At 63.7% G+C, this 21,807-nt stretch carries 24 protein-coding genes; 14 read left to right on the top strand and 10 right to left on the bottom strand.

Annotated elements, in window-relative coordinates:
- The first annotated feature begins 35 nt into the window (after window positions 1-35).
- On the top strand, window positions 36-1,010 hold the full coding sequence (locus tag AAIL67_RS14345; RefSeq protein ID WP_280041555.1) for a tripartite tricarboxylate transporter substrate binding protein: 975 nt from the start codon (window positions 36-38) through the stop codon (window positions 1,008-1,010).
- Here the strand turns inward: AAIL67_RS14345 and AAIL67_RS14340 are convergent.
- On the bottom strand, window positions 997-2,637 hold the full coding sequence (locus tag AAIL67_RS14340; protein WP_059441431.1) for an MATE family efflux transporter: 1,641 nt from the start codon (window positions 2,635-2,637) through the stop codon (window positions 997-999). The two genes, AAIL67_RS14345 and AAIL67_RS14340, sit on opposite strands and share 14 nt — an antisense overlap.
- A gap of 96 nt (window positions 2,638-2,733) precedes the next feature.
- On the opposite strand from AAIL67_RS14340, the gene AAIL67_RS14335 reads away from it, so the two are divergent.
- A complete protein-coding gene (locus AAIL67_RS14335) occupies window positions 2,734-3,609 on the top strand; it encodes a creatininase family protein (RefSeq protein WP_083994784.1) in 876 nt (291 codons plus the stop codon).
- A gap of 105 nt (window positions 3,610-3,714) precedes the next feature.
- On the opposite strand, the gene AAIL67_RS14330 is transcribed toward AAIL67_RS14335, so the two are convergent.
- The 3 genes from AAIL67_RS14330 to AAIL67_RS14320 form a co-directional block, all read right to left on the bottom strand.
- A complete protein-coding gene (locus tag AAIL67_RS14330; RefSeq protein ID WP_034353070.1) occupies window positions 3,715-4,701 on the bottom strand; it encodes a tripartite tricarboxylate transporter substrate binding protein in 987 nt (328 codons plus the stop codon).
- A 102-nt stretch (window positions 4,702-4,803) separates the two neighbouring features.
- Window positions 4,804-5,253 (bottom strand): hypothetical protein, encoded by a 450-nt coding sequence (locus AAIL67_RS14325; protein WP_224649599.1) that lies wholly within the window; start codon window positions 5,251-5,253, stop codon window positions 4,804-4,806.
- Between the two features lie 48 nt (window positions 5,254-5,301).
- Window positions 5,302-5,979: a histidine phosphatase family protein gene (locus AAIL67_RS14320; protein WP_224649601.1), complete on the bottom strand. Its 678-nt coding sequence runs from the start codon at window positions 5,977-5,979 to the stop codon at window positions 5,302-5,304.
- 286 nt (window positions 5,980-6,265) lie between these two features.
- Between AAIL67_RS14320 and AAIL67_RS14315 the strand changes: the two genes are divergently transcribed.
- The 3 genes from AAIL67_RS14315 (at window position 6,266) to AAIL67_RS14305 (ending at window position 9,916) form a co-directional block, all read left to right on the top strand.
- Window positions 6,266-7,294, top strand: a complete 1,029-nt coding sequence (locus tag AAIL67_RS14315; RefSeq protein ID WP_343484267.1) for an extracellular solute-binding protein — start codon at window positions 6,266-6,268, stop codon at window positions 7,292-7,294.
- A gap of 143 nt (window positions 7,295-7,437) precedes the next feature.
- Complete coding sequence (locus AAIL67_RS14310; protein ID WP_034353081.1) at window positions 7,438-9,090, top strand: iron ABC transporter permease; 1,653 nt, start codon at window positions 7,438-7,440, stop codon at window positions 9,088-9,090.
- Window positions 9,091-9,256: 166 nt separating this feature from the next.
- Window positions 9,257-9,916 carry an ABC transporter ATP-binding protein gene (locus tag AAIL67_RS14305; RefSeq protein WP_034353083.1) on the top strand — a complete coding sequence of 220 codons (660 nt, stop codon included), beginning with the start codon at window positions 9,257-9,259 and terminating at the stop codon, window positions 9,914-9,916.
- 14 nt (window positions 9,917-9,930) lie between these two features.
- Here the strand turns inward: AAIL67_RS14305 and AAIL67_RS14300 are convergent, their stop codons facing one another.
- Both AAIL67_RS14300 and AAIL67_RS14295 read right to left on the bottom strand, forming a co-directional pair.
- Window positions 9,931-10,899, bottom strand: a complete 969-nt coding sequence (locus AAIL67_RS14300) for a PhzF family phenazine biosynthesis protein (protein WP_063665083.1) — start codon at window positions 10,897-10,899, stop codon at window positions 9,931-9,933.
- 172 nt (window positions 10,900-11,071) lie between these two features.
- On the bottom strand, window positions 11,072-12,253 hold the full coding sequence (locus AAIL67_RS14295) for a PLP-dependent aminotransferase family protein (protein ID WP_063665084.1): 1,182 nt from the start codon (window positions 12,251-12,253) through the stop codon (window positions 11,072-11,074).
- Between the two features lie 382 nt (window positions 12,254-12,635).
- Here AAIL67_RS14295 and AAIL67_RS14290 point away from each other — a divergent pair, with 382 nt between their 5' ends.
- Window positions 12,636-14,108 (top strand): PLP-dependent aminotransferase family protein, encoded by a 1,473-nt coding sequence (locus AAIL67_RS14290; RefSeq protein ID WP_063665085.1) that lies wholly within the window; start codon window positions 12,636-12,638, stop codon window positions 14,106-14,108.
- Between the two features lie 265 nt (window positions 14,109-14,373).
- Here AAIL67_RS14290 and AAIL67_RS14285 read toward each other — a convergent pair whose 3' ends face one another.
- From AAIL67_RS14285 to flgA, 4 genes are all read right to left on the bottom strand, one after another.
- Window positions 14,374-14,502, bottom strand: coding sequence for a hypothetical protein (locus AAIL67_RS14285; RefSeq protein ID WP_343484266.1), 129 nt, complete (start codon window positions 14,500-14,502; stop codon window positions 14,374-14,376).
- A gap of 209 nt (window positions 14,503-14,711) precedes the next feature.
- A complete protein-coding gene (locus tag AAIL67_RS14280) occupies window positions 14,712-15,074 on the bottom strand; it encodes a hypothetical protein (protein ID WP_003065537.1) in 363 nt (120 codons plus the stop codon).
- A gap of 38 nt (window positions 15,075-15,112) precedes the next feature.
- Window positions 15,113-15,427 (bottom strand): flagellar biosynthesis anti-sigma factor FlgM, encoded by a 315-nt coding sequence (gene flgM / locus AAIL67_RS14275; protein WP_034378013.1) that lies wholly within the window; start codon window positions 15,425-15,427, stop codon window positions 15,113-15,115.
- A 117-nt stretch (window positions 15,428-15,544) separates the two neighbouring features.
- Window positions 15,545-16,303, bottom strand: coding sequence for a flagellar basal body P-ring formation chaperone FlgA (flgA, locus tag AAIL67_RS14270; protein ID WP_034353095.1), 759 nt, complete (start codon window positions 16,301-16,303; stop codon window positions 15,545-15,547).
- Here flgA and AAIL67_RS14265 point away from each other — a divergent pair.
- From AAIL67_RS14265 to AAIL67_RS14230, 8 genes are all read left to right on the top strand, one after another.
- The gene (locus AAIL67_RS14265; protein WP_131324637.1) at window positions 16,302-16,493 is read left to right on the top strand and encodes a hypothetical protein; all 192 of its coding nucleotides are present in this window, start codon (window positions 16,302-16,304) and stop codon (window positions 16,491-16,493) included. The genes flgA and AAIL67_RS14265 overlap by 2 nt on opposite strands.
- 13 nt (window positions 16,494-16,506) lie before the next feature.
- Window positions 16,507-16,920: a flagellar basal body rod protein FlgB gene (gene flgB / locus AAIL67_RS14260; RefSeq protein ID WP_003065531.1), complete on the top strand. Its 414-nt coding sequence runs from the start codon at window positions 16,507-16,509 to the stop codon at window positions 16,918-16,920.
- Between the two features lie 16 nt (window positions 16,921-16,936).
- Window positions 16,937-17,341 carry a flagellar basal body rod protein FlgC gene (flgC, locus tag AAIL67_RS14255; protein ID WP_003059205.1) on the top strand — a complete coding sequence of 135 codons (405 nt, stop codon included), beginning with the start codon at window positions 16,937-16,939 and terminating at the stop codon, window positions 17,339-17,341.
- A gap of 16 nt (window positions 17,342-17,357) precedes the next feature.
- Window positions 17,358-18,020, top strand: a complete 663-nt coding sequence (locus tag AAIL67_RS14250) for a flagellar hook capping FlgD N-terminal domain-containing protein (RefSeq protein WP_034353098.1) — start codon at window positions 17,358-17,360, stop codon at window positions 18,018-18,020.
- Between the two features lie 14 nt (window positions 18,021-18,034).
- Window positions 18,035-19,303 carry a flagellar hook protein FlgE gene (gene flgE / locus AAIL67_RS14245; RefSeq protein WP_012836849.1) on the top strand — a complete coding sequence of 423 codons (1,269 nt, stop codon included), beginning with the start codon at window positions 18,035-18,037 and terminating at the stop codon, window positions 19,301-19,303.
- A 69-nt stretch (window positions 19,304-19,372) separates the two neighbouring features.
- Window positions 19,373-20,113, top strand: coding sequence for a flagellar basal body rod protein FlgF (locus AAIL67_RS14240; protein ID WP_003077982.1), 741 nt, complete (start codon window positions 19,373-19,375; stop codon window positions 20,111-20,113).
- Window positions 20,114-20,131: 18 nt separating this feature from the next.
- Window positions 20,132-20,914: a flagellar basal-body rod protein FlgG gene (gene flgG, locus AAIL67_RS14235; RefSeq protein ID WP_003065524.1), complete on the top strand. Its 783-nt coding sequence runs from the start codon at window positions 20,132-20,134 to the stop codon at window positions 20,912-20,914.
- A 170-nt stretch (window positions 20,915-21,084) separates the two neighbouring features.
- Entirely contained in the window at window positions 21,085-21,792 is a 708-nt protein-coding gene (locus tag AAIL67_RS14230; RefSeq protein ID WP_003065522.1) for a flagellar basal body L-ring protein FlgH, read from the top strand.
- Window positions 21,793-21,807: the final 15 nt, after the last annotated feature.

Below are 21,807 nucleotides of genomic sequence, written 5' to 3'. Positions count from 1 at the left end.
AGTCCGTTGCCGGGCAATTACAGGAGACAAGCATTATGGTGAATACATCACGCCGCCGCTTTCTTGCCACCTCGACTGCCTGTGCTGCCACCGCGCTGCCTTGGCATGCGGCCGCTGCGCCCGGCTATCCGGACAAGCCGGTACGAGTCATCGTGCCGTTTCCGGCCGGTGGCACCACCGACGTCGTGGCCCGGCTGACCATGCAGAAGCTGGGCGAACTTGCGGGCCAGTCCTTCGTGGTCGACAACAAGAGTGGCGCCAACGGCGTCATAGGCTCCGAGCTGGCGGCCCGCGCAGCACCCGACGGCTATACCTTGCTGATGAACACGGCGGGAGCGCAGACCCTGAGCCCAGTGCTCTACAAGACCGGCTACGAGGCGCTGGCCAGCTTCGAGCCCATCAGCCATCTGTGCGATGTGGGCTTTGTGGTGATTGCGCGCAAGGACCTGCCCGTCAACAGCATGCAGGAGCTGACGGCCATGGCCAAGCAGGGCAAGCCGCTGAGCGCCTCCTCGGGCAGCAGCATGATTTCGCTGATCACCGAGCAGTTCAAGAAAGTGATCGAGGCACCGGGCATCGTGAATGCCCAGTACAAGGGCACGGGCCCGCAGATGCAGGCCGTGGTGGCGGGCGAGGTGGACTTTTCGTTCGACTCCTTCACCTCGGTGGAGATGATTCGCGCAGGCAAGGTCAAGGCCCTGGCCGTGCTGCTGCCCCAGCGTGTACCGACCTTTGCGCAGCTGCCCACGCTGCGCGAGCTGGGCATAGCGGGCATGGATTTCAATTCCTGGTCGGGGCTGCTGGCTCCCAAGGGTACGCCTCAGGACATCGTGGGCTATCTGGCCCAGCAGATGGACAAGATCATGCAGATGCCTGATGTGCTGGCCAGGCTTGCCGGCTACAACTACATGCCGCGGCGCAGCACGCCCCAGGAGTTCGGTCGGCTCATTGCCGCCGACCATGAGCGCTGGAAGCGCATCGTCAAGGAAACAGGCATCACCCTGGGCTAGCTTCGCGCGAAGCAGATCCGGCCTCCGCGGCCAGGTTGGCGACGGAGCTGGGCGGCTGCCCGCCCACCTCGGCTGGGATGGCGATGCGCTTGCAAGGCTCGGCACTGGCCATCAGCGCATCGCTGTCCACGGGGGCCTGTGCTTGGAGTTCCTCTGCCGTCTGGGCCTGCGCCTTCGTCCTTGCGGGCTGTGCCGGGGCCTGGGCTGCAGCCGGCAGCATATGCGCCTGGCGCCAGTGGCCCCAGCGGTAATAGGCCAGCATCATCAGCATGGAGCAGACGGAGCTGATGGGAAAGCTCCACCAGATGGCATCCACGCCCATCACGGGTTGCAGCCAGCGCGCCACGGGCACGCGTATGCCCCACATGGCAATTGCCAGGATGAGCACTGGCGCCATGACGGCACCCGTCGAACGCACCACGCCGGCCAGCACAAAGGTCACGCCGAAGAAGAGGAAGGAGCCTATGGCAATGTGGTTGAGGTGGCGGGCCACCTCCAGTGAGGGGCTGCCGCTTGGCAGAAACCAGCCCAGCACATGGCGGTCCAGCAGCACGATGAGGACGATCAGGCTGCCCGTCATCAAGAGGTTGCCCAGCATGCCTGCATTGGCCGTGGCGCTGACACGCTGCCAGAGGCCCGCCCCCACGTTCTGCGCCGCCATGGACGAACAGGCCGCGCCTATGGCCATGGCCGGCATCTGCACATAGGTCCACAGTTGCAGCGCTGCGCTATAGGCGGATGCCGTCTGCACGCCATGCTCATTGACCATGGAAATCATGGCGATCATGGCCAGCGAGATCATCACGATCTGCACGCCCATGGGCAGGCCCTTGACCACCAGAGTGCGCACGATCGTCAGATCGGGCTTGAACAGTCCCAGCTGCCGGCGACCTATCCACAAGGGATGGCGGCGCAGGCGCAGCCATCCCAGCAGGGCAAAAAAGCTCACGGCATTGGCAATCAGCGTGGCCACGGCCGAGCCCTGGATGCCCATGCGCGGCACGGGGCCCCAGCCAAAGATCAGCAGAGGGTTGAGCGCCATGTCCAGCGCCACGACAACGAGCAGAAACCAGAACGGCGTTCTGGTGTCTCCCGCGCCGCGCAGGGCCGCCGTCACAAAGCTGAACATGAACAGCAGCGGAATGGCCAGAAAGATGACCTTGAGATAAGCCTCGGCCAGCGGCAGCGCTGCTTCGGGTGTGCTCATCCACAGCATGAGATGGCGCGACAGCGGCCAGCCCAGCAGGGCAATCAGCAGCGAGACAACACCAAAAAACGTCGCGCTGGTGCCAAGCACACGTTTGGCTTGCGCGATGTTTTTCGACCCCATGCTCTGGGCAATCAGGATATTGGTCGCCATGCTGATGCCGAACACCGCGCCGATCAGCGCAAACATCACGTTGTTGGCATTGGCGGTGGCCGTCAGCGCGGCCTCGCCCAGGTGGCCGCCGACCCAGATGGCATTGACCGAGCCGTTGAGCGACTGCAGCACATTGCCGGCCAGGATCGGCAGGGCAAAGACCAGCAAGGTGCTGGCAATCGGGCCCTGGGTCAGGTCGCGGGTCTGGGGCTTGGAGTTGGCGGTGCGCGCACTCTGGCGCGGGGCGCTGGCGGAGGCTTCAGGCATCGGCCCATTGTGGGGCATGTCGGCTGGTTGCGGTTGACGGGCGGTGGGCCAGGAATCCGGGGCATGTGGTGGTTTCGGGGCGCTGGCGCAGCTACGATGATGGCCATGAGCAATACCCCGACCACTCCCGCAAGCGCGCTTCCCCGCTGGCCCTCGCGCTTCTGGGTCCAGGCCTCGGCCCATGACTTTGCCCTGGCCCAGAACAATGGCCTGGCCGCAGACACCGTGGCCGTGCTGCCCGTGGCAGCGGTGGAGCAGCATGGGCCGCACCTGCCGCTGTCGGTGGATGCCAGCCTGATAGAGGGCGTCATCGATGCCGCTCTGGCCCAACTGCCCGCCGAGCTGCCGGTGCTGTTTCTGCCGCCGCAGAACATCGGTTTTTCGGTCGAGCATACGAACTATGCAGGCACCTTGAGCCTGCAGCCGGCCACGCTGATTGCACTGTGGACGGAGCTGGGCGCCTGCGTGGCGCGCGCCGGCATCAGGAAGCTGCTGCTGCTCAACGGTCATGGTGGCCAGGTCAGCGTGATGGACATCGTTGCGCGCGAGCTGCGCATCCGGCATGGCCTGCTGGTCTACAGCGCCAGCTGGTTCGGGCTGGTGGACGATGCGGCCAACCAGCAGTTCTGCGCGCATGAGCATCGCTTCGGCATTCACGGCGGCGAAGTGGAGACCTCGATGCTGCTGCACCTGGCGCCCGAGACCGTGCATATGGAGCGTGCGCAGAACTTCGCTTCCAGCTCTGAGCAGCGGGCCGGCAAATACCACTTCATCGGCAATGGCCGCAGCGCCAAGCTGGGCTGGGCCATCGAGGACTACAACCCGGCCGGAGCCGTGGGCAACTCCGCCGCCGCGACGGCCGAGCGTGGCGCGGCCATGGTGCGTTCATCGGCTCAGGGCCTGGTCAGGTTGCTGGGCGAAATTCATGACCTTCCCCTGAGCACGGTGGGAAATCAACCACAGCCGCTTTGAATTCAGGAGCTTTTTACGCAAGAACAGCCTGCATTTGCAGGCTGTTTTGTATTGAAAATCAATGCTATCAATCGCTATAAGCTACTGAAAGCATAGCTATCAGTATCACTGTTTCGGAATCTTGGCCGTGGTGATGACATCGCCCCAGCGCTTGATTTCCGACTGCAGCAGCTTGGCGGTCTGCTCGGGAGTGCTGGCCTGGGCCTGCACATTTAGTTCGCGCAGCTTCTTGGCGACCTCGGGGTTGTTGACGGCGGCGTTGATTTCCTTGTTCAGACGCGCGATCACGGGGGCTGGTGTCTTGGAGGGCGCAGCCAGCGCATTCCAGGACGAGGCCACAAAGCCCTTGACGCCGGATTCCTGGGCCGTGGGCACATTGGGCAGCAGTGGCGAGCGCTTCTCGCCCGTCACCGCGAGCAGGTTCACGGCCTTGGAATTGATCTGGCCCATGATGGGCGTGAGAATTTCCACGGCCGCATCGATCTGCTTGCCGCGCAGCGCCGTCACCACGGCGGGCGTGCCGTTGAAGGGCACGATCTGCGCATCGATGCCGGCCGTGGTCTTGAACAGCTCGGCCGCCAGGTGCTGGGTGCTGCCCACATTGATGCTGCCCAGATTCAGCTTGCCGGGATTGGCCTTGGCATAGCTCACCAGCTCGCCCAGGTTCTTGAAGGGCGACTTGGCATCGGTGATGACGCCAATGTCAAAGTAGCCCAGCGTGGAGATGGGCGTCAGGTCCTTGACCATGTCGAAGGGCAGACTGTTGAATAGATTCACCGTGACGGCGCTGCCGTTGGACATGAGAAACAGCGTATGTCCGTCGGGCGCAGCCTTGGCCACGGTGTCGGCCGCCACGATACCGCCCGCGCTGGGCTTGTTGTCTATGACCACGGGCTGGCCGAGCTGGGTGGACAGCTGCTGCGCCACCACACGGGCCGTCACATCGGCCACGCCGCCGGCACCAAAGGGTACGACGATGCGGATGGGGCGGTTGGAAAGGCCTTCGGCCTGGGCGGTGGTGGCTAATCCGCTCAGCAGGGCAGCCCCCGCTGCGGCACTGATCAGGGATTGGGTAAAACTGCGGCGTTTCATGCTTGTCCTTCTGTCTGAAACTTTTTATCCAGAGAGTGTGCCGCCGAAAAATGCCGAGAGGCAGCCGCAAAGCGTTCTGTCTGCTATGCCGCACAGGTATGGCTAGTTACCGCTTGCTTGCAGGGCAGTCAGCCCCCAGTGATGCATGACCTCGCGCAATATCAGCAGGGCCGCCGCATGTTCAGCGGTCTGCGGCAGCTGCGGGTCGGCATGGCCGGGCTGCTGGGCCTGGCGTGCCAGCAACTCGAACATATTCTCGATCGCCTCGCGCGAGGCCTGTGTGGCTTGCGGGTCGGCCGTGGCACCATGGATCAGTTGCCGCAGCAGCGGGTCTGTCGTTTGCAGCAGGCTGGCGCCTGCAGGCAGCCAGCGCCCGGCCGGCATGACGGCATCCTCCACATCGGCAATTGCGTTTTCCAGCATCAGCGCATTGGGCATGCGCTGGGCAAAGGCCTTGACCAGGGTGGCAATGCCGATGGGCAGCCGGTGCTGCTGTGCGCCTATGTCAAGTGTCAGCGCCGTATCGCCAAGACTGAGAAAGATGGAGTCCATTGCGGCTTTGTAGCACTTTGCGTTGGCTGGCTCCTGGCCTGAAGGGGATCAGGCGCTGGTGATCCAGCTTCTGTATTCGGCGCTATCGAGATGGTTGAGCGTGTTGAAGCTTTGCAGCATCAAGCGCTTGGGGCTGATGCTGAATTCGGTTACTGCAATATTGCGCAGCCGCATATTGAGGGCAATGGTCACCTCGGGCGCGGTGCCAAGCACCTGGCCCACGGCAGTGGAGATGGGGCCGCCGCTGCTGACCAGCAGCACGTTCTGGCCGCTGTGCTGGTGGCGTATCTCCTCGAGCACCTGGTGCACGCCGTCCGCAAAGCCGTTCCAGTCGGGCATGCCCTGCGGGCTGATGGTGCCTCCCATCCATTGCGCCAGTGCGTCGCACAGCAGACGGAAATGATGGCGGTACAGCTCGGGCGTATCGGGCCTTGGCAGGGGGGCCGGGTGGATGGCGCGCAGCAGGGCTTCGCTGTCGTACTCGTTGAGTCCGGGCCGGCTTTGTGCCTCGGGGCCGGAAGCACTGCCCAGGCCCTGGATGATGCCGGCCAGCGTCTGCTGATGGCGCTTGAGCGTGCCTGCATAGACGGCGTCGAACTTCAGACCTCGCTCACGCCAGTATTCACCCAGGCGCACGGCCTGTTCCTGGCCGCGTGGGCTGAGCTGGTCGTAATCATCCGCGCCAAACGAGGCCTGGCCATGGCGCACAAGGTAGAGGTTTCCCATGGCGCGGATGTTGGGCCTTGCCCGCTTGCGGCGCTGTCATGCCTGCGACCTGCTGGCGCTTGGGTGACAGCACACGGGCGGGCATTTCCGCAACCGTCGTCAGGATTGGCGCACGGACAGGGTGTGCTGCTCGGTTAAGATAGTTGAGAGCGATTCTCAAAAACATAAAAAATACGCTCCGCTTTCGGTACTGGTTCACGGATCTCTTGCACTTGGCTGGCAGGAGGCTTGTCGGTTTCGAGGCGGAGCGTGTTTTTTTATGCCTGTTCACCATCTGGAGCCCTCCATGTTTCGACGACCCCTGTTTGCACTGGCCGCCGTTGCCAGCCTGTGCGCCCCTGCGCTGTCCGCCCACGCCGAGGACATCACGCTCTATACCACCCGTGAACCGGCTCTGATCCAGCCCTTGCTGGCTGCCTTCACGGCGCAGACCAAGATCGGCGTGAAGACGGTCTTCGTCAAGGACGGCCTGCTGGAGCGCGTCAAGGCTGAAGGCCAGCGCTCGCCTGCCGACGTGCTGATGACGGTGGATATCGGCAATCTGCTGGATCTGGTGGACGGTGGCGTGACCCAGCCAGTCAAGTCCAGCACTCTGGAAGCCTCCATTCCTGCCCAGTTGCGTGCCGCAGACAACCAGTGGTTTGCGCTGTCCATGCGGGCCCGCGTGCTGTATGCCGAAAAGGACATGAAGATCGGCGCCTTCCGCTATGAAGACCTGGCCAAGCCCCAGTTCAAGGGCAAGGTCTGCAGCCGTGCCGGCCAGCACCCCTACAACACGGCGCTGATCGCCGCCATGATCGCCCATGACGGCGAAGCCAAGACCGAGCAGTGGCTCAAGGGCGTCAAGGCCAATCTGGCGCGCAAGGCCACCGGTGGCGACCGCGACGTGGCGCGTGACATTCTGGGCGGCATCTGCGATGTGGGCCTGGCCAACACCTATTACGTGGGCCATATGAAGGCGGCCAAGGAAGGTACGGACGCACGCAAGTGGGGCGATGCCATCAAGGTCGTCAAGCCTACTTTCAACGATCCCAAGAGCGGCACGCATATCAATATCAGCGGCGCCTCGGTGGCCAAGCACGCGCCCAACCGCGATCAGGCCGTGAAGTTGCTGGAGTTCCTGGTCTCCGAACCGGCTCAGAATATGTACGCCCAGGCCAACTACGAGCACCCTGTGCGCAAGGGCGTGACGCTGGACCCCGTGGTGGCCCAGAGCATTGGCGAGATCAAGATCGATCCGCTGCCGCTGACAGAGATTGCCAAGCACCGCAAGGCTGCCAGCGTGCTGGTCGACAAGGTGGGATTTGATAAATAAGTAGCCCCCTGAGGCGCTGATGCGCCTTCCCCCTCTCTCGCTTCGCGGGAGGGGGACAACACCTTCGCTGCGAGGCGGCTCTTGCTCGGTGTTCCTTTGATGGAGCATGCCTGTCCAAGGGCCGTTTCCTTTTTGATTTTTTGATGTTTTCTTATCTTCGTTCAGGGCTCAGACCCGTCGGGCCGGTGTGGCAGGGCGCAAGCTGGTTGATTGCGCTGGGGGTGTTTGCGCCCATTGCCTCGCTGGCCTGGCTGGCGCTGGGGGCGGACTGGGCGCACTGGCAGGATCTGCTGCGCTATGTGCTGCCCGATGCCGCTGCCAATACGGCCTGGCTGCTGGGCGGGGTGGGCCTGGTGGTGCTGGTGGTGGGCACGGGCTGTGCCTGGCTGGTGACGGCCTGTGATTTTCCGGGGCGGCGCTGGCTGCACTGGGCGCTGCTGCTGCCGCTGGCTATGCCGGCCTATATCGTGGCCTTTGCCTATCTGGACCTGCTTCACCCCATAGGCCCGGTGCAAGGCGCGCTGCGCTGGTTGCTGGGTTACGACAGCCCGCGTCAGTGGCGCCTGCCCGATCTTCGCTCCATGGGCGGTGCGATCTTTGTGCTGGGCTTCACGCTCTACCCCTATGTGTACATGACGGCGCGCTCCATGTTCATGACCCAGCCGGCGCATCTGATGGAGGCCGCACGCTCGCTGGGTGAGACCCGCTGGGGTGCTTTTTGGCGCGTGGCCCTGCCCATGGCGCGACCGGCGCTGGTCGTGGGTCTGAGCCTGGCGCTGCTGGAGACACTCAACGATATCGGGGCGTCCGAGTTTCTGGGCGTGCACACACTCACGGTGTCGATCTACACCACCTGGGTCACGCGTTCCGATCTGGCTGGTGCCGCGCAGATTGCCTGCTCCATGCTGCTGGCCGTGGTGGCCCTGGTCTGGCTGGAGCGTCAGGGCCGCAGTCGTCAGCGCTTTGGCTCGGCCCAGCGCATGCGGGCCATAGCGCCGCACCGCCTGCCCGCAGGCAGGGCCTGGCTGGCAACACTGGCCTGCAGCCTGCCGGTGCTGATCGGCTTTGCTGCGCCAGCTGCCTATCTGGCCTGGGAAAGCGGCAAGCGTCTGGTGCAGGGCTCGGGCGTGTCCGAGGGCCTGGTCTCCAGTCTGCTCAACACGCTGGGACTGGCGCTGGGCGTGACCGTGATCGCGGTGGCCGCGGGTCTTGTCGTGGCCTGGGCCACGCGCACTGGCATCAGCACGCGAGCGCCGTCACGCTGGCCAGCGCAGTTGGCGGCGCTGGGCTACGCCGTGCCGGGCACGGTGCTGGCCATCGGCCTGTTGACGCCAGCGCTGGCGTTCGACGCCGGGCTGGCCCAGCTGTTCGGTATGGGCGGCCTGCCGCTGATGGGGCAGGGCATTGTGCTGGTGGCTGCCTGCGTGATTCGCTTTCTGGTCATGCCCGTGGGCGGTATCGAGGCTGGACTGGTGCGTATTCCGCCGACGCTGGAGCAGGCATCGCGTCTGCTGGGCGAAAGCCGCCTGGGCACGCTGCGCCGCGTGCATCTGCCGCTGCTGCGGCCCGCCATGGCCACCAGTGCCATGCTGGTGTTTGTCGACGCCATGAAGGAGTTGCCCGCTACCTTGCTGCTGCGCCCGGCCGATTTCGATACCCTGGCCACCTGGCTCTATGCCGAAGCCGCGCGCGGCACCTATGAGGAGGGCGCGATCGCCGCGCTGTGCATTGTGATCGCGGGGCTGGTTCCCGTCATGCTGCTGGCGCGTGCCCAGCTGTCGGGTAGTCAGCGATGAATATGCATGAAAATCGGCTCAAGCGCTTATGGGTATTGCGCAAGCAGCTATTGAATATGAATAGGATGAACAGGACTTGTGCAAACAAGAATGCAGCAACGGACGGCCTCCCGAGGCAGTCGTCTTGCCTGAACCCGTTTTGCATAAGTCGTGATGAAGTGACTGCATGACCGCCTCTCTACAAATTGCGCAGCTGCAACTGGGCTATGACACTCCCAAGGGCTTGCACACCGTGCTGCAGGGCTTTGATCTGCAGGTGCCTGCAGGTCATATCGCCAGCCTGCTGGGTCCCTCGGGCTGCGGCAAGACCTCCGTGCTGCGAGCGATTGCGGGTTTTGAGCCGGTGCGCGCGGGCAGCATTCATCTGGGCGAGGTATTGCTCTCCGGCCCCGGCACGCATCTGCCTCCCGAGCAGCGTCATGTGGGCATGATGTTTCAGGAGTACGGGCTGTTCCCGCATTTGACGGCCGTGCAGAACGTGGGCTTCGGCCTGCGCCGTATGGGCAAGCCAGAGCGCGACAAGCGTGTGCAGGAGCTGCTTGCCGTGGTGGGGCTGGCGAATTCAGGTAGCAAGTTCCCGCACGAGCTGTCCGGCGGTCAGCAGCAGCGTGTGGCGCTGGCGCGGGCCCTGGCGCCGTCCCCGGCCTTGCTGCTGCTCGATGAGCCATTTTCCAATCTCGATGCCGCCACGCGCGAGCGCCTGACGCTGGAGGTCCGCGACATTCTGCGGGCCACCGGGCAGACGGCGATTCTGGTCACGCACAATGCGCAGGAGGCCGAAACCATGGCCGACCAGATCTGCAGGATGACGCCAGTTCAGCTCTGAGCCGGCCCTGAGGTTTAAAGCAGGACGCGGCCTGAGGTGACGGTCACGGTGTGGCCGCCTACCCAGAGCTTGCCGTTGGCTGCGGTCTGGACATGAACCTGTCCGTCACGGCCCACGCATACGCCTTGCGCGGCGATATAGGGAGTCTGCAGCAGACCCTCGCCCGTCAGCCATTGGGCCAGCGCTGCATTCAGGCTGCCGGTGACAGGGTCTTCGCTCGCGGTATCGCCGATCAGGGCGCGCACTTCCAGACGTGGTTGCGCTGAGGTCACTTTTTCTTGAGCTGCTTCTTCCGCCTGCTTGGCAAAAGCGCGGGCCTCGCGGCTGGAGCGGCCAATCAACGGGGCATCCTCTGCCACCTCATAAATGGCCGCCAGACCGGTTTTGGCACCCAGCTTTTTGAGTGCGCCAAAGTCTGGCTCCACACTCAGAACCGTATCGGGGTGGTCCAGCAGCATTCCCAGCCAGGGCGAGCCGTTGTAGAGGCTGCGTGCCATCAGCAACTGCTCACGCTGCAGGCCCAGAGCCTGCAGCACGGGTGCCAGTTCCTCTTCGGAAATCTCCTGAGAGTCGAGTGAGGGTGCTTCGAAAAACAGCGCACCTTGCGCATCGCAGCCAATGGCTACCAGGCCTTTTTTGCACTCCTGAAGCACTTGCTCGGGGTTGCGCGGCTGGCCGCCCTGGGCCAGCCAGGCATGGCAGCTGCCCAGCGTGGGGTGGCCGGCAAAAGCCAGTTCGCCCGCGGGCGTGAAGATACGCAGCTGGTAGTCGGCGCCCGCAGCCAGCCCCTCGGGCGTGGGCTGCAGCACAAAAGTGGTTTCCGACAGATTGGTCCAGCGCGCGAAGGCCTGCATCTGCGCATCGCTTAAGCCATCGGCACCCAGCACCACGGCCACGGGGTTGCCGAGCAGCGCGGTATGCGTGAACACGTCCACGGTCATATAGGGATGAGAGAGAGGGCTGGTATGTGCGGAGGCAGACATGGGCAGCGATTGTCGGCAAAAAGAAAAACCGGCGCTGCACGGAGGTTCGTGGCAGGCCGGTTGATGGGGCATTGCACATGCCATGGGGTGCTAGAGACGCCGAGCAAGAGCCGCCTTGCGGCGATGGCGTCGTTCCCCTCCCGAAAAGAGAGGGGGAAGGCGCGTCAGCGCCTCAGGGGGTGTTGCTGCGGATGGCGTCAGCCAGAGCAGCAATGCCAATATTTATCTGCTCGGCAGACACTGTCACGTAGGACAGGCGCAGCGTGTTGTTCTGCGCATCGCCGGCGTAGAAGGGCGCGCCGGGCACGAAAGCCATATTGCGCTCCACGGCCTTGGCCAGCAGGGCCTGGGCGTCCATGCCCGCAGGCAACCTGACCCAGAGGAACATGCCGCCCACAGGACGTGTCCACTTCACGTCGAGACCGGCCAGCTCACGCTCCAGAGCCATCAGCATCACATCGCGCTGAGCCTTGTACATGGCACGGATGGTGGGCACATGGCGATCCAGGAAACCGTCCTTGATGACTTCGGCCACCACGCGCTGGTTGAAACTGGGGGTGTGCAGATCGGCGGCCTGCTTGGCCTGGGTCAGCTTGCCATACACGGACTTGGGCGCGACGATGAAGCCGATGCGCAGGCCGGGGGCCAGCACCTTGGAGAACGAGCCCATGTAGATCACACCCTCGGGGTTGCGTGCAGCCAGGGGCAGAGGGGGTTCTTGTTCGTACCAGAGGTCGCCGTAGGGGTTGTCCTCGATCAGGGGAATGTCCAGCTCCCTGGCCTTGTCGACCAGAGCCTGGCGGCGCGCATCACTCATGGTGCGGCCCGTGGGGTTCTGGAAGTTGGGCAGCACATAGGCCAGTCGGGCCTTGTCGGCGCCGCTGCCGATCTGCTTGGCAAAGTCCTCGATCAGCATGCCTTCGTCATCACTGTCCACGCCCACGGCCACGGGCTCCATGGGGGTGAAGGCCTGCAGGGCGCCCAGGTAGGTGGGCTTTTCGACCAGCAGACGGCTGCCCTTGTCCAGGAATACCTTGCCGATCAGGTCCAGCGCCTGCTGGCTGCCGGTGGTGATCAGGATCTGCTCGGGATCGACGTTCCAGGGCAGGAAGTCGGCAATTGCCTGGCGCAGCGGGGCAAAGCCCTCGGTGGTCGAGTACTGCAGGGCTGCAGCACCGTCGCGCTGCATCACGGTCTGGCAGGCTTCTGTGAACGCGTCCAGGGGGAAGGCCTTGGGGGAAGGCAGGCCGCCAGCCATGCTGATGATGCCGGGGCGGTCGGTCAGCTTGAGGATCTCGCGGATGGCGGAGGAATTCATCTTGGCAGCACGTTCTGCCAGCGTCCAGGTTGTCATAAAACAGTACTCGATCTCTACGTTTCCAGCCCGGGCAGGGCTGGCCGGTGTGCATTCTCACGCCGTTGTCGGGCATGTGCCGGCCCGAGCTTGGGGCTCGGGATGCAATCGTTGCGGCGCACAAGGCGCTGCAACCATGCACCAGCAGGTGGGCTTATTGTGTCGCGACCGGTTTGCCTGTGTGGGCTGGCGGGCAATTGCGACAGTGTGGTCTGCAGCCGGTGAGGCCGCAGGCCGTGACCATAGCCCTGTGTGGAGGGCGGCCAAGAGAGGTTGATGGACTCAATATACGCGTGAGACCATTACAGTACCTATACAGACAGTCTCACAATCATGGCTTCTGTATCGGTATCCGCTTCAATACAGTTCGCTGCACATTACCATGTCCATCTCCCTGTCCCGCCAGGCGGCCCTGACCCTGACCCAGCAACTGGCCGAGCGTCTGGCCGAGCGCATACGCACGCGGCTGCTGCCCGCTGGCGCGCGCCTGCCCTCGGTGCGTGAATGCGCGCGCCAGCAGGGCGTGAGTCCGTACACGGTGGTGGCCGCCTACGACCTGCTGCAGGCCCAGGGACTGGTCGAGGCCAGGCCGCAACGCGGCTTCTTTGTGCGCGATATTGTGCAAAATCCGCTTCAAACGCAGGAGAGTAAAGCGCAGATAGCTATCAATGAGGGAGCGGTCAATACCCCGGTAGGCATCCCGCCAGGCACGCGCATCAACGCCACCATGCTGATTCGCGGCATGTTCGTGGAGAGCGTGGCCGGAAAGCCCCAGCCCGGTGCCGGCGTGCTGCCTGCCGAATGGCTGGATGCCGGCTTTCTGGTGGCGGCCATGCGCAAGGTCACCAGCGGGCAGGCGCTGCGCGAATCGCTGGTGCGCTATGGCGAGCCCATGGGTGACAGCCGGCTGCGCGAAGCGCTGGCGCGGCGCCTGCAGCGCATAGGCATCGCGGCGGGGACTGGCCAGATCATCACTACCCTGGGGGCGACCCAGGCGCTGGACATCGTGAGCCGAGCCCTGCTGCAGCCCGGCGATCCGGTGATGGTTGAAGAGCCGGGCTGGGCCGTGGAATATGCGCGCCTGGCCGCCATGGGCATGCGCGTGCTGCCCGTGCCGCGCGGGCCCGAAGGGCCGGACATGGCGGTGATGCAGCGCTATTGCGAGACCATGGCCCCCAAGCTCTATGTGAGTGTCAGCGTGCTGCACAACCCCACGGGCTACAGCCTGAGCGCAGCCAGCGCCCATGAGGTGCTGCAGATGGCGCAGCGATACGGCTTCTATGTGGTGGAGGACGATAGCTACTGCCATATCGCTGCCGATCACGCACCGCGCGTGTCGGTACTGGACCGGCTGCAGCGCAGCATCTACATCAGCGGCTTTGCCAAGGTGCTGGTGCCCAACTGGCGCCTGGGCTATCTGGCGGCGCCGCCCGATCTGGTCGAGAGACTGCTGGACACCAAGCTGCTGTCCACCCTGTCCACGCCGACCCCCATGGAGCAGGCCCTGGCCCTGTGCATGGAGCAAGGCCAGCTGCGCCGCCATGCCGAGCGGCTGCGCCAGCATCTGGCCCAGGCGCGCACGCGCAGCGTGGCTCTGGCCCAGGCGGCTGGCTGTCGGTTTGTGGCCGAGCCTGCTGGCATGTTCGGCTGGGTGGATACTGGCGTGGATACCGAGGTGCTGACCCAGTTGCTGCTGGATCAGGGCTACATGATTGCCCCTGGCGCCATGTTCCATGCCAGCCGGGGCTCCAGCACCTGCATGCGCATCAACTTCGCGACCACACAGGATGCCGCTTTCTGGCGCGTCTTCGAACGCGTGGTGGCCCCCATGCGGGCCCAGGCACAGAAGTTGTAGAACGTGTTGACGATCTCCTCGCGCCGCGACAGAGGGTTTGCGGGATGGGATGCAAGGCGCGATACCGCAGCAATAGCCGTGCTATTGCGAGGATTCGCAACGCCGCAGACCGCCCGCAAACCCTCTGTCCCGCAGGGTTGGGGCGAAATCGGGCGATTTCTGCGCGCTGACTCTTGCTTGCACCCCGGTGCAAGCGGCGAGCCAACGCTTTGAACTCATCCCGATTGCGCTCCAACGCGACTGCGTAGAGATCGTCAACACGTTCTTAACCCAGTTGGACGGGACCCTGATGGATATGGCAGCCTGTGCGCTGCAGCAGCTCGCCAAAGGCGTCGGACATCGGATAGTCGAACTCCACGGGCCGCTGCCTGCCTATGGCATCGCCCTGCACCACGCCGTGGACCAACCGGCTAACTATCTGTGTGTCATAGCTGGCTGTGCTGGGGCATCAAAGCCATCGACGCAGGCAAGCCATGGTTCATGGGGATGTCGGCAGGCGCTGCGCTCAGGTGGCGGGCCACCGCTTAGCGGCCGGCGTGGTTGAGCGCGCCCAGAGCATCTCGTGCTGGGTTGCCCGTGTTGCTTGGAGTTTCCGCGTCGAGCCTAGCTGGCTGCGTGATAGATGCGTGCGCGGCCGGTCTGCGATGCGCCGCGCAGACTGCTTTCATAGGTGCTGTCTTCGGCAGCAGGCACCAGGGCCTTGGTGCGGCGCTGGTTGAGCACGGAAAGCCGTGCCAGCTGGTCACGGACCAGGGAAATTTCGCGGTCCAGATTCTGTGCGCGCTCGCGCAGTGCAGGCGTCCAGTCGTCTGCCGAGAAGCGTTTGACGAGCTGGGAGAACGCCACCATGGCGTCACGCAGGCGGGTGCTGGACTGTTCCAGCGCGGATGCGTCCGGTGACTGCAGCGATGCCGAAACGGTCTGAATCACCGCATCCAGCGAATCGAGCATTTCCTGCAAGGTCATCGGGTCAGCCTTTGTTCGGGAGTTCAGGCACGGGCGCTTCAGCCGCGAGCGTGAACCAGGAATTCTTCGGTATTGGCCAGCAGCTTGTCTGCCACGGCCTCGGCGTTGACGCGGAAGCTGCCATTGGCAATGGCTTCGCGCATGGCCTTGACGCGATCGGCATCAAAGTCGGTATTGGTGCGGTTTTGGCTGTCCAGGGCGCGGGCCGAGGACGAAAAGGACACGGGCACGCCGGCGGCGCGCTCGGACAAGCCTTTGGTCGATTCTTCGGTGGCAACCGTGGTGGCGGATTTCGGGGCCTGCTTGGCGGCTGCAGCGGTCTGCTGCAGGTCCGGCTTATTGCCTATCTTCATGCTGGTTCTCCAATCGCCCTGTATCGGCGTAGGGCGCTGTAGCCTTGCTTTCGACAAGGGCGCGTAAAACTTGAGGAATATTTGGCATGGTTGATAAAGTGAGTATGCACTCTCTCGTCATTGAACCAGAACCACGCCACTGGCATTGACCGTTCCTGTAACAAGGCGGCCATTATCCATGCGAACCCGTACCTGCTGCCCTTCTCCGGCTGCAGTCATTGCCTTGCCTGAGCCGGCAACGCTGAAGCCGCCGCCGTTGACCATCACCTGGACGGGCGATCCCGCCGTGAACAAGGCAGGCGGACGTACCATGTTCTGGCGCAGAGCCTGCCCCGAAGTCAGCGGTCGCGCCGCGACCATGCCGATGAAATCCTGTGCATTGGCGAAGACAGGGGCGCTGTCCTCGGCCCAGTCCACTTCAGCGGGGGCTGCGTCCTCGGCGCTCAGCGTCTTGCCGGCCGGAATATTGCCCTGTGCCACCCAGGCCGGGCCATAGGCCCGCACGGTGATGGGCAGGAACACGTTCCAGGGCACGCTGCCCTGCACGCAGCGCAGGCCCAGCCGGGTGCGACCCCAGAGGCGACTGCCCGCAGGCAGATAGGGCTCGACCTTGGCGCAGGCTGCCAGGCGCAGGCGCGAGTCCAGCTGGCCCATCTGAACTTCCATGCGCAAAGCCATGCCATTGCCGGCCTGCGCAGTCTCGGTTGATGGCTGGTGCAGAGCCGCATCGACAAAGCGCTGTCCGATCTGGCTGAGCTGCGCCGCGCCGTCCTGGGCCTGTGCGCCAGCCGTCAGCAGCAGCGCAGCGAGACCCCATGCTGCAGCCAGGCCTTGAGAGGGGCGAAGGCGCAGAAACAGGGAAAAGCGGCCAGACATGCATCAATCCTTTGAAGTATCCGCAGTCACAGGGCTGCAGACGATGCTGGCAAATATAGGCGTGACATGGCTTGCGCAATGGCTTGAAGAGCCAGCGCAATACCGCTTTCTTCGCGCTTTAGTTTGCGCTGCCGATTTTCATAATCCTCGCATGCCGCAGTCCGTGGGCTCCGGCATCCCCGAATTCTGAAAGCGAGGCCGCAATGCTGAACAAAATGACCGAACGACTGGACTTCCAAAGCGAGGCGCTGCTCTTGCGCGCCGAGCGCCAGCGCGCCATTGCCAGCAATATTGCCAATGCCGACACCCCCGGCTATGTGGCGCGCGACTTCAATTTCCGCGAAGCCTTGATGGCCGCGACCAGCGGGCCCAAGCCCTTGACCCAGGCCAGCGTCACGACGGCAGGCCATATCCCGCTGCAGGCGCAGATGTCGGACGAGGCGCTCAAGGCCAAGCTCGGCTATTCGGTCAATTCCCAGCCCAGCCTGGATAACAACACCGTGGATCTGGATCGCGAGCGCGCCAATTTCGTCGACAACTCCGTGCGCTACGAAGCCACGCTGCGCTTCATCAACGGCCAGGCCAAGACCATGCTCAGCGCCATTCAAGGCCAGTAAGCCCAGGAGCTAAACCATGTCCATGTTTTCCATCTTCAATATCTCGGGCAGTGCGGTCAGCGCCCAGTCCCAGCGCCTGAACGTGGTGGCCTCCAATCTGGCCAACGTCGATGCCGTGGCCGGCCCCGATGGCAGCGTCTACAAGGCGCGCCAGGTCGTGTTTCAGACCGTGCCCATGGGCAACGACGGCAGCGCGGGCGTCAAGGTCAATGCCATCAGCGAGGACAACACGCCCGGCCGCCGCATCCACGACCCCAGCAATCCGCTGGCCGATGGCGAGGGCTATGTCACCCACTCCAACGTGAGCGCCGTGGACGAGATGGTCAACATGATCTCGGCGTCACGCTCCTATCAGAACAACGTGGAAGTCATGAACACGGCCAAGACGCTGCTGCTCAAGACTCTGCAAATGGGGCAGTAAGCCCGGGAACACACACATGATCTACGGCGCAAGCAGCGTGGACGGCACCACGACCAACACCACCAGCAATACCAAGAACTCGGTGACCAACCCCAACGAGGCGCAGGACCGTTTCCTCAAGTTGCTGGTGGCCCAGCTCAACAACCAGGACCCCATGAATCCCATGGACAACGCGGAAATGACCTCGCAGATGGCGCAGATCAACACCGTGACCGGTATTCAGCAGCTGAACCAGACCATGGCCTCCATGTCCAGCCAGTTCACGGCCATGCAGGTGCTGCAGGGCACTTCCATGATCGGTCGTACGGTGCTGACCGAGGGCAACACCCTGGGCGTGGCGGCCGATGGCACGCATACCGCTGCCTTCGATCTGGAAAACCAGGCGGCCAGCGTCAAGATCCAGATCACCACGGCCAGCGGCGAGCTGGTGGACACCATCGACCTGGGTGCCGGCGCTGCCGGACGGAACTACTTCACCTGGGATGGCAAGGACAAATACAGCGGCGATGCCTCGCAACTGCGCTACAGCGTGGTCGCCACCAATGGCACGACCGCAGTGGCATCCACCCCGCTGGCGCCGCATGCCGTGATTGCCACCAGCTCGGCCAATGGCTCTTTGTCGCTGGAGCTCGATAACGGCGACAGCGTGGCTTATTCCGGCGTCAAGGCCGTTTACTGATTGAGGAACACATCATGGGTTTTCAACAAGGTCTCTCCGGCTTGAACGCCGCCAGCAAGAATCTGGACGTCATCGGCCACAACATCGCCAACTCCAACACCACGGGCTTCAAGGCCTCGCGCGCTGACTTTGCCGAGATGGTCGCCAGCGCCATCGGCTCGGCCAGCGGCCAGAGCAGCGGCATCGGCGTCAACGTGGCCTCCGTGTCCCAGCAGTTCAGGCAGGGCTCCATCACTTCGACGGGCAACAACCTGGACATCGCCATCAACGGTAACGGCTTTTTCGTCGTCAAGCAAAGCGACGGCAGCATCGCCTACACGCGCGCCGGCAACTTCGGTCTGGACAAGGAGGGCAACCTCAAGACCGTGGACAACGACAATGTCATGGGCTATGTGGTGGACCCTTCGACCGGCAAGATCCAGTCGGGTGCCACGCCTGTGCCGATGAGCTTTCCCACAGGGCAGCCGATTCCCGCCAAGCAGACATCCAAGGTGAATGTGGAGCTGAATCTGGATGCACGCGCCACGGCGGCCGCCGGCGACGCGACAGCCACGCCCCCTGTCGCTGCTACGCCGCGGGCCACCTATGGCACCTCGCTGAATGTGTATGACACCCAGGGCACGGCGATCCCGGTCAATCTGTATTTCGAGAAAGACGCCACAGGCAACACCTGGAATGTCTTCAACTCGCTCGATGCAACGGCCACGCCCATCGGTAAGGCCGTGTTCGATGCGAGCGGCAAGCTCACCAGCGTCACCCCCAATGCACCGACCACAGGTTCGGGTACTACGCTGAATCTGAGCGTCAGCGGCGGCACGGCCAATCCCAACGGCCTGCAGCCCTTCAACGTCGCGTTCGATTTCGGCGGTCTGACCCAGTTCGGCACCAAGTTTGCCGTCAGCAGCCTCAAGCAGGACGGCTATACCTCGGGCGCACTGACGGGCATCAATGTGGGCCGCGACGGCTCCATCGTGGCTTCCTACTCCAACGGTGTCACGCGCACCGAAGGCCAGATCGCTCTGGCGGCATTCACCAATACCCAGGGTCTGGGCTCCATCGGCAACAACAAATGGGTTGCCACCTCCGACTCCGGCCCTGCGCTCAATGGTTCGGCCCAGACCGGCACCTTCGGCTCGCTGCAGTCGGGCGCGCTGGAAGAGTCCAACGTGGACCTGACGGCCGAGCTGGTCAACATGATGACGGCGCAGCGCTCCTATCAGGCCAACGCCCAGACCATCAAGACGCAGGACCAGGTGTTCTCCACACTCGTGAACCTGCGATAACCGATAGGCCCTTGAGGCGCTTTGTGCCGGGGCTGCAAAGGCGATTGATTTGACGGAAGAAAGGTCAGCATGGACAAAATTATTTATACGTCGATGACTGGGGCCAATGCGGCAGCCCAGCGTCAGGCCGTGCTGGCTCACAACCTGGCCAATGCGGGCACCAACGGCTTCAGGGCCGAGATGTCCACCTTCCGTTCGGTACCGCTGCAGGGTTCGGGGGCCGGCACCCGCGTGTTTGCGCTGGAGGCCACCTCCGGCTATCAGGACACTCCCGGCCCGGCCCAGCGCACCGGCCGTGCGCTGGACGCCATGGCCATGGGCCGCGCCTGGTTTGCCGTGCAGGGCCTGGATGGCCAGGAAGCCTATACGCGCAACGGCGTGTTCGAGATCTCGCCCGAAGGGCAGCTGGTCAACAGCAACGGCCAGGCCGTGCTCTCCGACGGCGGCGCGCCCATCGACATCCCGCCAGAGTCCACGATCTCCCTGGGTTCGGACGGCACGCTGACTGCCAAGATGGGCAACCAGCTGCCCGTGGCCGTGGGGCGCGTCAAGCTGGTCACGCCGCCCGTCGATGAGCCGCTGGTGCGCGGCGATGACGGCTTTTTCCGCGCGGCGCAGGGCGATGCGCTGCCCAACGATGAAACAGCGCGCCTGCTGTCGGGCTCGATCGAGGGATCGAATGTGAACTCCGTCGAAACCATGGTCGGCATGATCGCGGCCTCGCGCCAGTTCGAGCAGCAGATGAAGCTGCTGCAGACCGCTGAAACCAACGATAAATCCGCCAGCCAGCTGCTGAGCTTGAACGGCTGATAGCCAAAGGAATACGTCATGATCAATTCGCTGTTCATTGCCAAGACCGGCATGGAAGCCCAGCAGACGCAGCTGGACGTGATTTCGCACAATCTGGCCAACGTCTCCACCACCGGCTACAAGCGCGCGAATGCGGTCTTCGAGGATCTGATCTATCAGAATCTGCGCCAGTCCGGTTCGCAGACCACCGAGCAGAATCAGCTGCCGACCGGCCTGCACCTGGGCCTGGGCGTGCGCACCGTGGCCACCAGCCGCAACTTTCTGCAGGGCAGCCTGCAGCAATCGAGCAATGCGCTGGATGTGGCCATCAACGGCAACGGCTTCTTCGAAGTCAACATGCCAGACGGTACGATTGCCTATACCCGCGACGGTTCGTTCGAGGTCGATGCCCAGGGCCAGCTGGTGACCTCCAGCGGCCTGCCTGTGGCCAACGGCATCACCATCCCGCAGGGTGCGACCAAGGTGTCGATCAGCCATGACGGCGTGGTCAGCGTCACCATGCCCGGCCAGGCTGCGCCGCAGCAGGTGGGCAATATCGCGATGAGCCAGTTCATCAATGCAGCCGGCCTGGAGCCGCGCGGCCAGAACCTCTACGTCGAGACCGCTTCCTCGGGCCAGCCCCAGCAGGGCACGCCAGGCACCAACGGTCTGGGCACGATCCAGCAGGGCTATCTGGAAGCCTCGAACGTGAACGTGGTCCAGGAGCTGGTGACCATGATTCAGACGCAGCGCGCCTACGAAATGAATTCCAAGGCAATTCAGACCTCCGACCAGATGCTGGCCAAGCTGGCACAGCTCTGATTGATCACAATGTATTGAGGAGCAGCTTGCGCTTGATGTGTATGGTTTTCAGATCAATTCATTGCTGATTTCCATTTGAGACAAGCGCTATAAGCTCTGATTTCAATAGCGTGCCTCGCGCACGCAAGGGCACAAGGGGCCAAGCGCCTGACTGCCAAGGACTTGCCGCCATGTTCAAAGCCATTGTTTCCCATTGCCCGCCGCTCTGCGCCCTCGCCGGGGCCCTGCTGGTGTCGGGCTGCGTCACGCTCAATCCGCCGCCGCCCGTGGACATGCCATCCACCGCACCTCCCGTGCTGCAGCCGCGCGAGCAGACGGCCCAGGCGCCCACAGGCAGCCTGTTCAATGCCAGCCGCTACCGTCCCATGTTCGAGGATCAGCGCGCCCGCATGGTGGGTGATTCGGTGACGGTGCAGATTGTCGAGCGCGTTTCGGCCAGCCAGAGCACGGACTCCAAGGTCGGGCGAGCCAACGAGCTGAGCACGGGCATCACCTCGCTGCCGCTGCTCAGGGGCGGCGCCGAGAAGACGGTTGCCGATGCGCTCACCCTGGGGGCCGAGAGCAAGAACGACTTCAAGGGCTCTGGGGCCACCAGCAGCAACAACACCTTCACGGGCTCGATTGCCACCACCGTGGTCGATGTGCTGCCCAACGGTCATCTGGTGATTGCCGGCGAGAAGCAGATCGGCGTGAACCATAACGTCGATGTGCTGCGTTTCACGGGCACGGTGGACCCGCGCTCGCTGCGTCCGGGCAGTACCGTGGCATCGACTCAGGTGGCCAATCTGCGCGTCGAGTCGCGCAGCCGTGGCCAGGCCGGTGAAGCCCAGTCAATTGGCTGGTTGTCCCGGTTCTTTTTGAACGTTATGCCGTTCTGATTCTTCCGAGAATGG

Source organism: Comamonas sp. A7-5, assembly GCF_039581385.1.
Lineage (GTDB): Bacteria > Pseudomonadota > Gammaproteobacteria > Burkholderiales > Burkholderiaceae_C > Comamonas > Comamonas thiooxydans.
The sequence above is the reverse complement of the archived record's forward strand: the minus strand, read 5'-3'. Positions and strand labels throughout refer to the sequence as shown.

Bases quoted from the DNA above. Each gene is read 5' to 3' on its own strand.
- AAIL67_RS14345 (WP_280041555.1), top strand. From the start codon at position 36: ATGGTGAATACATCACGCCGCCGCTTTCTTGCCACCTCGACTGCCTGT.
- AAIL67_RS14340 (WP_059441431.1), bottom strand. From the start codon at position 2,637: ATGCCTGAAGCCTCCGCCAGCGCCCCGCGCCAGAGTGCGCGCACCGCC.
- AAIL67_RS14335 (WP_083994784.1), top strand. From the start codon at position 2,734: ATGATGGCCATGAGCAATACCCCGACCACTCCCGCAAGCGCGCTTCCC.
- AAIL67_RS14330 (WP_034353070.1), bottom strand. From the start codon at position 4,701: ATGAAACGCCGCAGTTTTACCCAATCCCTGATCAGTGCCGCAGCGGGG.
- AAIL67_RS14325 (WP_224649599.1), bottom strand. From the start codon at position 5,253: ATGGACTCCATCTTTCTCAGTCTTGGCGATACGGCGCTGACACTTGAC.
- AAIL67_RS14320 (WP_224649601.1), bottom strand. From the start codon at position 5,979: ATGGGAAACCTCTACCTTGTGCGCCATGGCCAGGCCTCGTTTGGCGCG.
- AAIL67_RS14315 (WP_343484267.1), top strand. From the start codon at position 6,266: ATGTTTCGACGACCCCTGTTTGCACTGGCCGCCGTTGCCAGCCTGTGC.
- AAIL67_RS14310 (WP_034353081.1), top strand. From the start codon at position 7,438: ATGTTTTCTTATCTTCGTTCAGGGCTCAGACCCGTCGGGCCGGTGTGG.
- AAIL67_RS14305 (WP_034353083.1), top strand. From the start codon at position 9,257: ATGACCGCCTCTCTACAAATTGCGCAGCTGCAACTGGGCTATGACACT.
- AAIL67_RS14300 (WP_063665083.1), bottom strand. From the start codon at position 10,899: ATGTCTGCCTCCGCACATACCAGCCCTCTCTCTCATCCCTATATGACC.
- AAIL67_RS14295 (WP_063665084.1), bottom strand. From the start codon at position 12,253: ATGACAACCTGGACGCTGGCAGAACGTGCTGCCAAGATGAATTCCTCC.
- AAIL67_RS14290 (WP_063665085.1), top strand. From the start codon at position 12,636: ATGTCCATCTCCCTGTCCCGCCAGGCGGCCCTGACCCTGACCCAGCAA.
- AAIL67_RS14280 (WP_003065537.1), bottom strand. From the start codon at position 15,074: ATGACCTTGCAGGAAATGCTCGATTCGCTGGATGCGGTGATTCAGACC.
- flgM (WP_034378013.1), bottom strand. From the start codon at position 15,427: ATGAAGATAGGCAATAAGCCGGACCTGCAGCAGACCGCTGCAGCCGCC.
- AAIL67_RS14265 (WP_131324637.1), top strand. From the start codon at position 16,302: ATGCATCAATCCTTTGAAGTATCCGCAGTCACAGGGCTGCAGACGATG.
- flgA (WP_034353095.1), bottom strand. From the start codon at position 16,303: ATGTCTGGCCGCTTTTCCCTGTTTCTGCGCCTTCGCCCCTCTCAAGGC.
- flgB (WP_003065531.1), top strand. From the start codon at position 16,507: ATGCTGAACAAAATGACCGAACGACTGGACTTCCAAAGCGAGGCGCTG.
- flgC (WP_003059205.1), top strand. From the start codon at position 16,937: ATGTCCATGTTTTCCATCTTCAATATCTCGGGCAGTGCGGTCAGCGCC.
- AAIL67_RS14250 (WP_034353098.1), top strand. From the start codon at position 17,358: ATGATCTACGGCGCAAGCAGCGTGGACGGCACCACGACCAACACCACC.
- flgE (WP_012836849.1), top strand. From the start codon at position 18,035: ATGGGTTTTCAACAAGGTCTCTCCGGCTTGAACGCCGCCAGCAAGAAT.
- AAIL67_RS14240 (WP_003077982.1), top strand. From the start codon at position 19,373: ATGGACAAAATTATTTATACGTCGATGACTGGGGCCAATGCGGCAGCC.
- flgG (WP_003065524.1), top strand. From the start codon at position 20,132: ATGATCAATTCGCTGTTCATTGCCAAGACCGGCATGGAAGCCCAGCAG.
- AAIL67_RS14230 (WP_003065522.1), top strand. From the start codon at position 21,085: ATGTTCAAAGCCATTGTTTCCCATTGCCCGCCGCTCTGCGCCCTCGCC.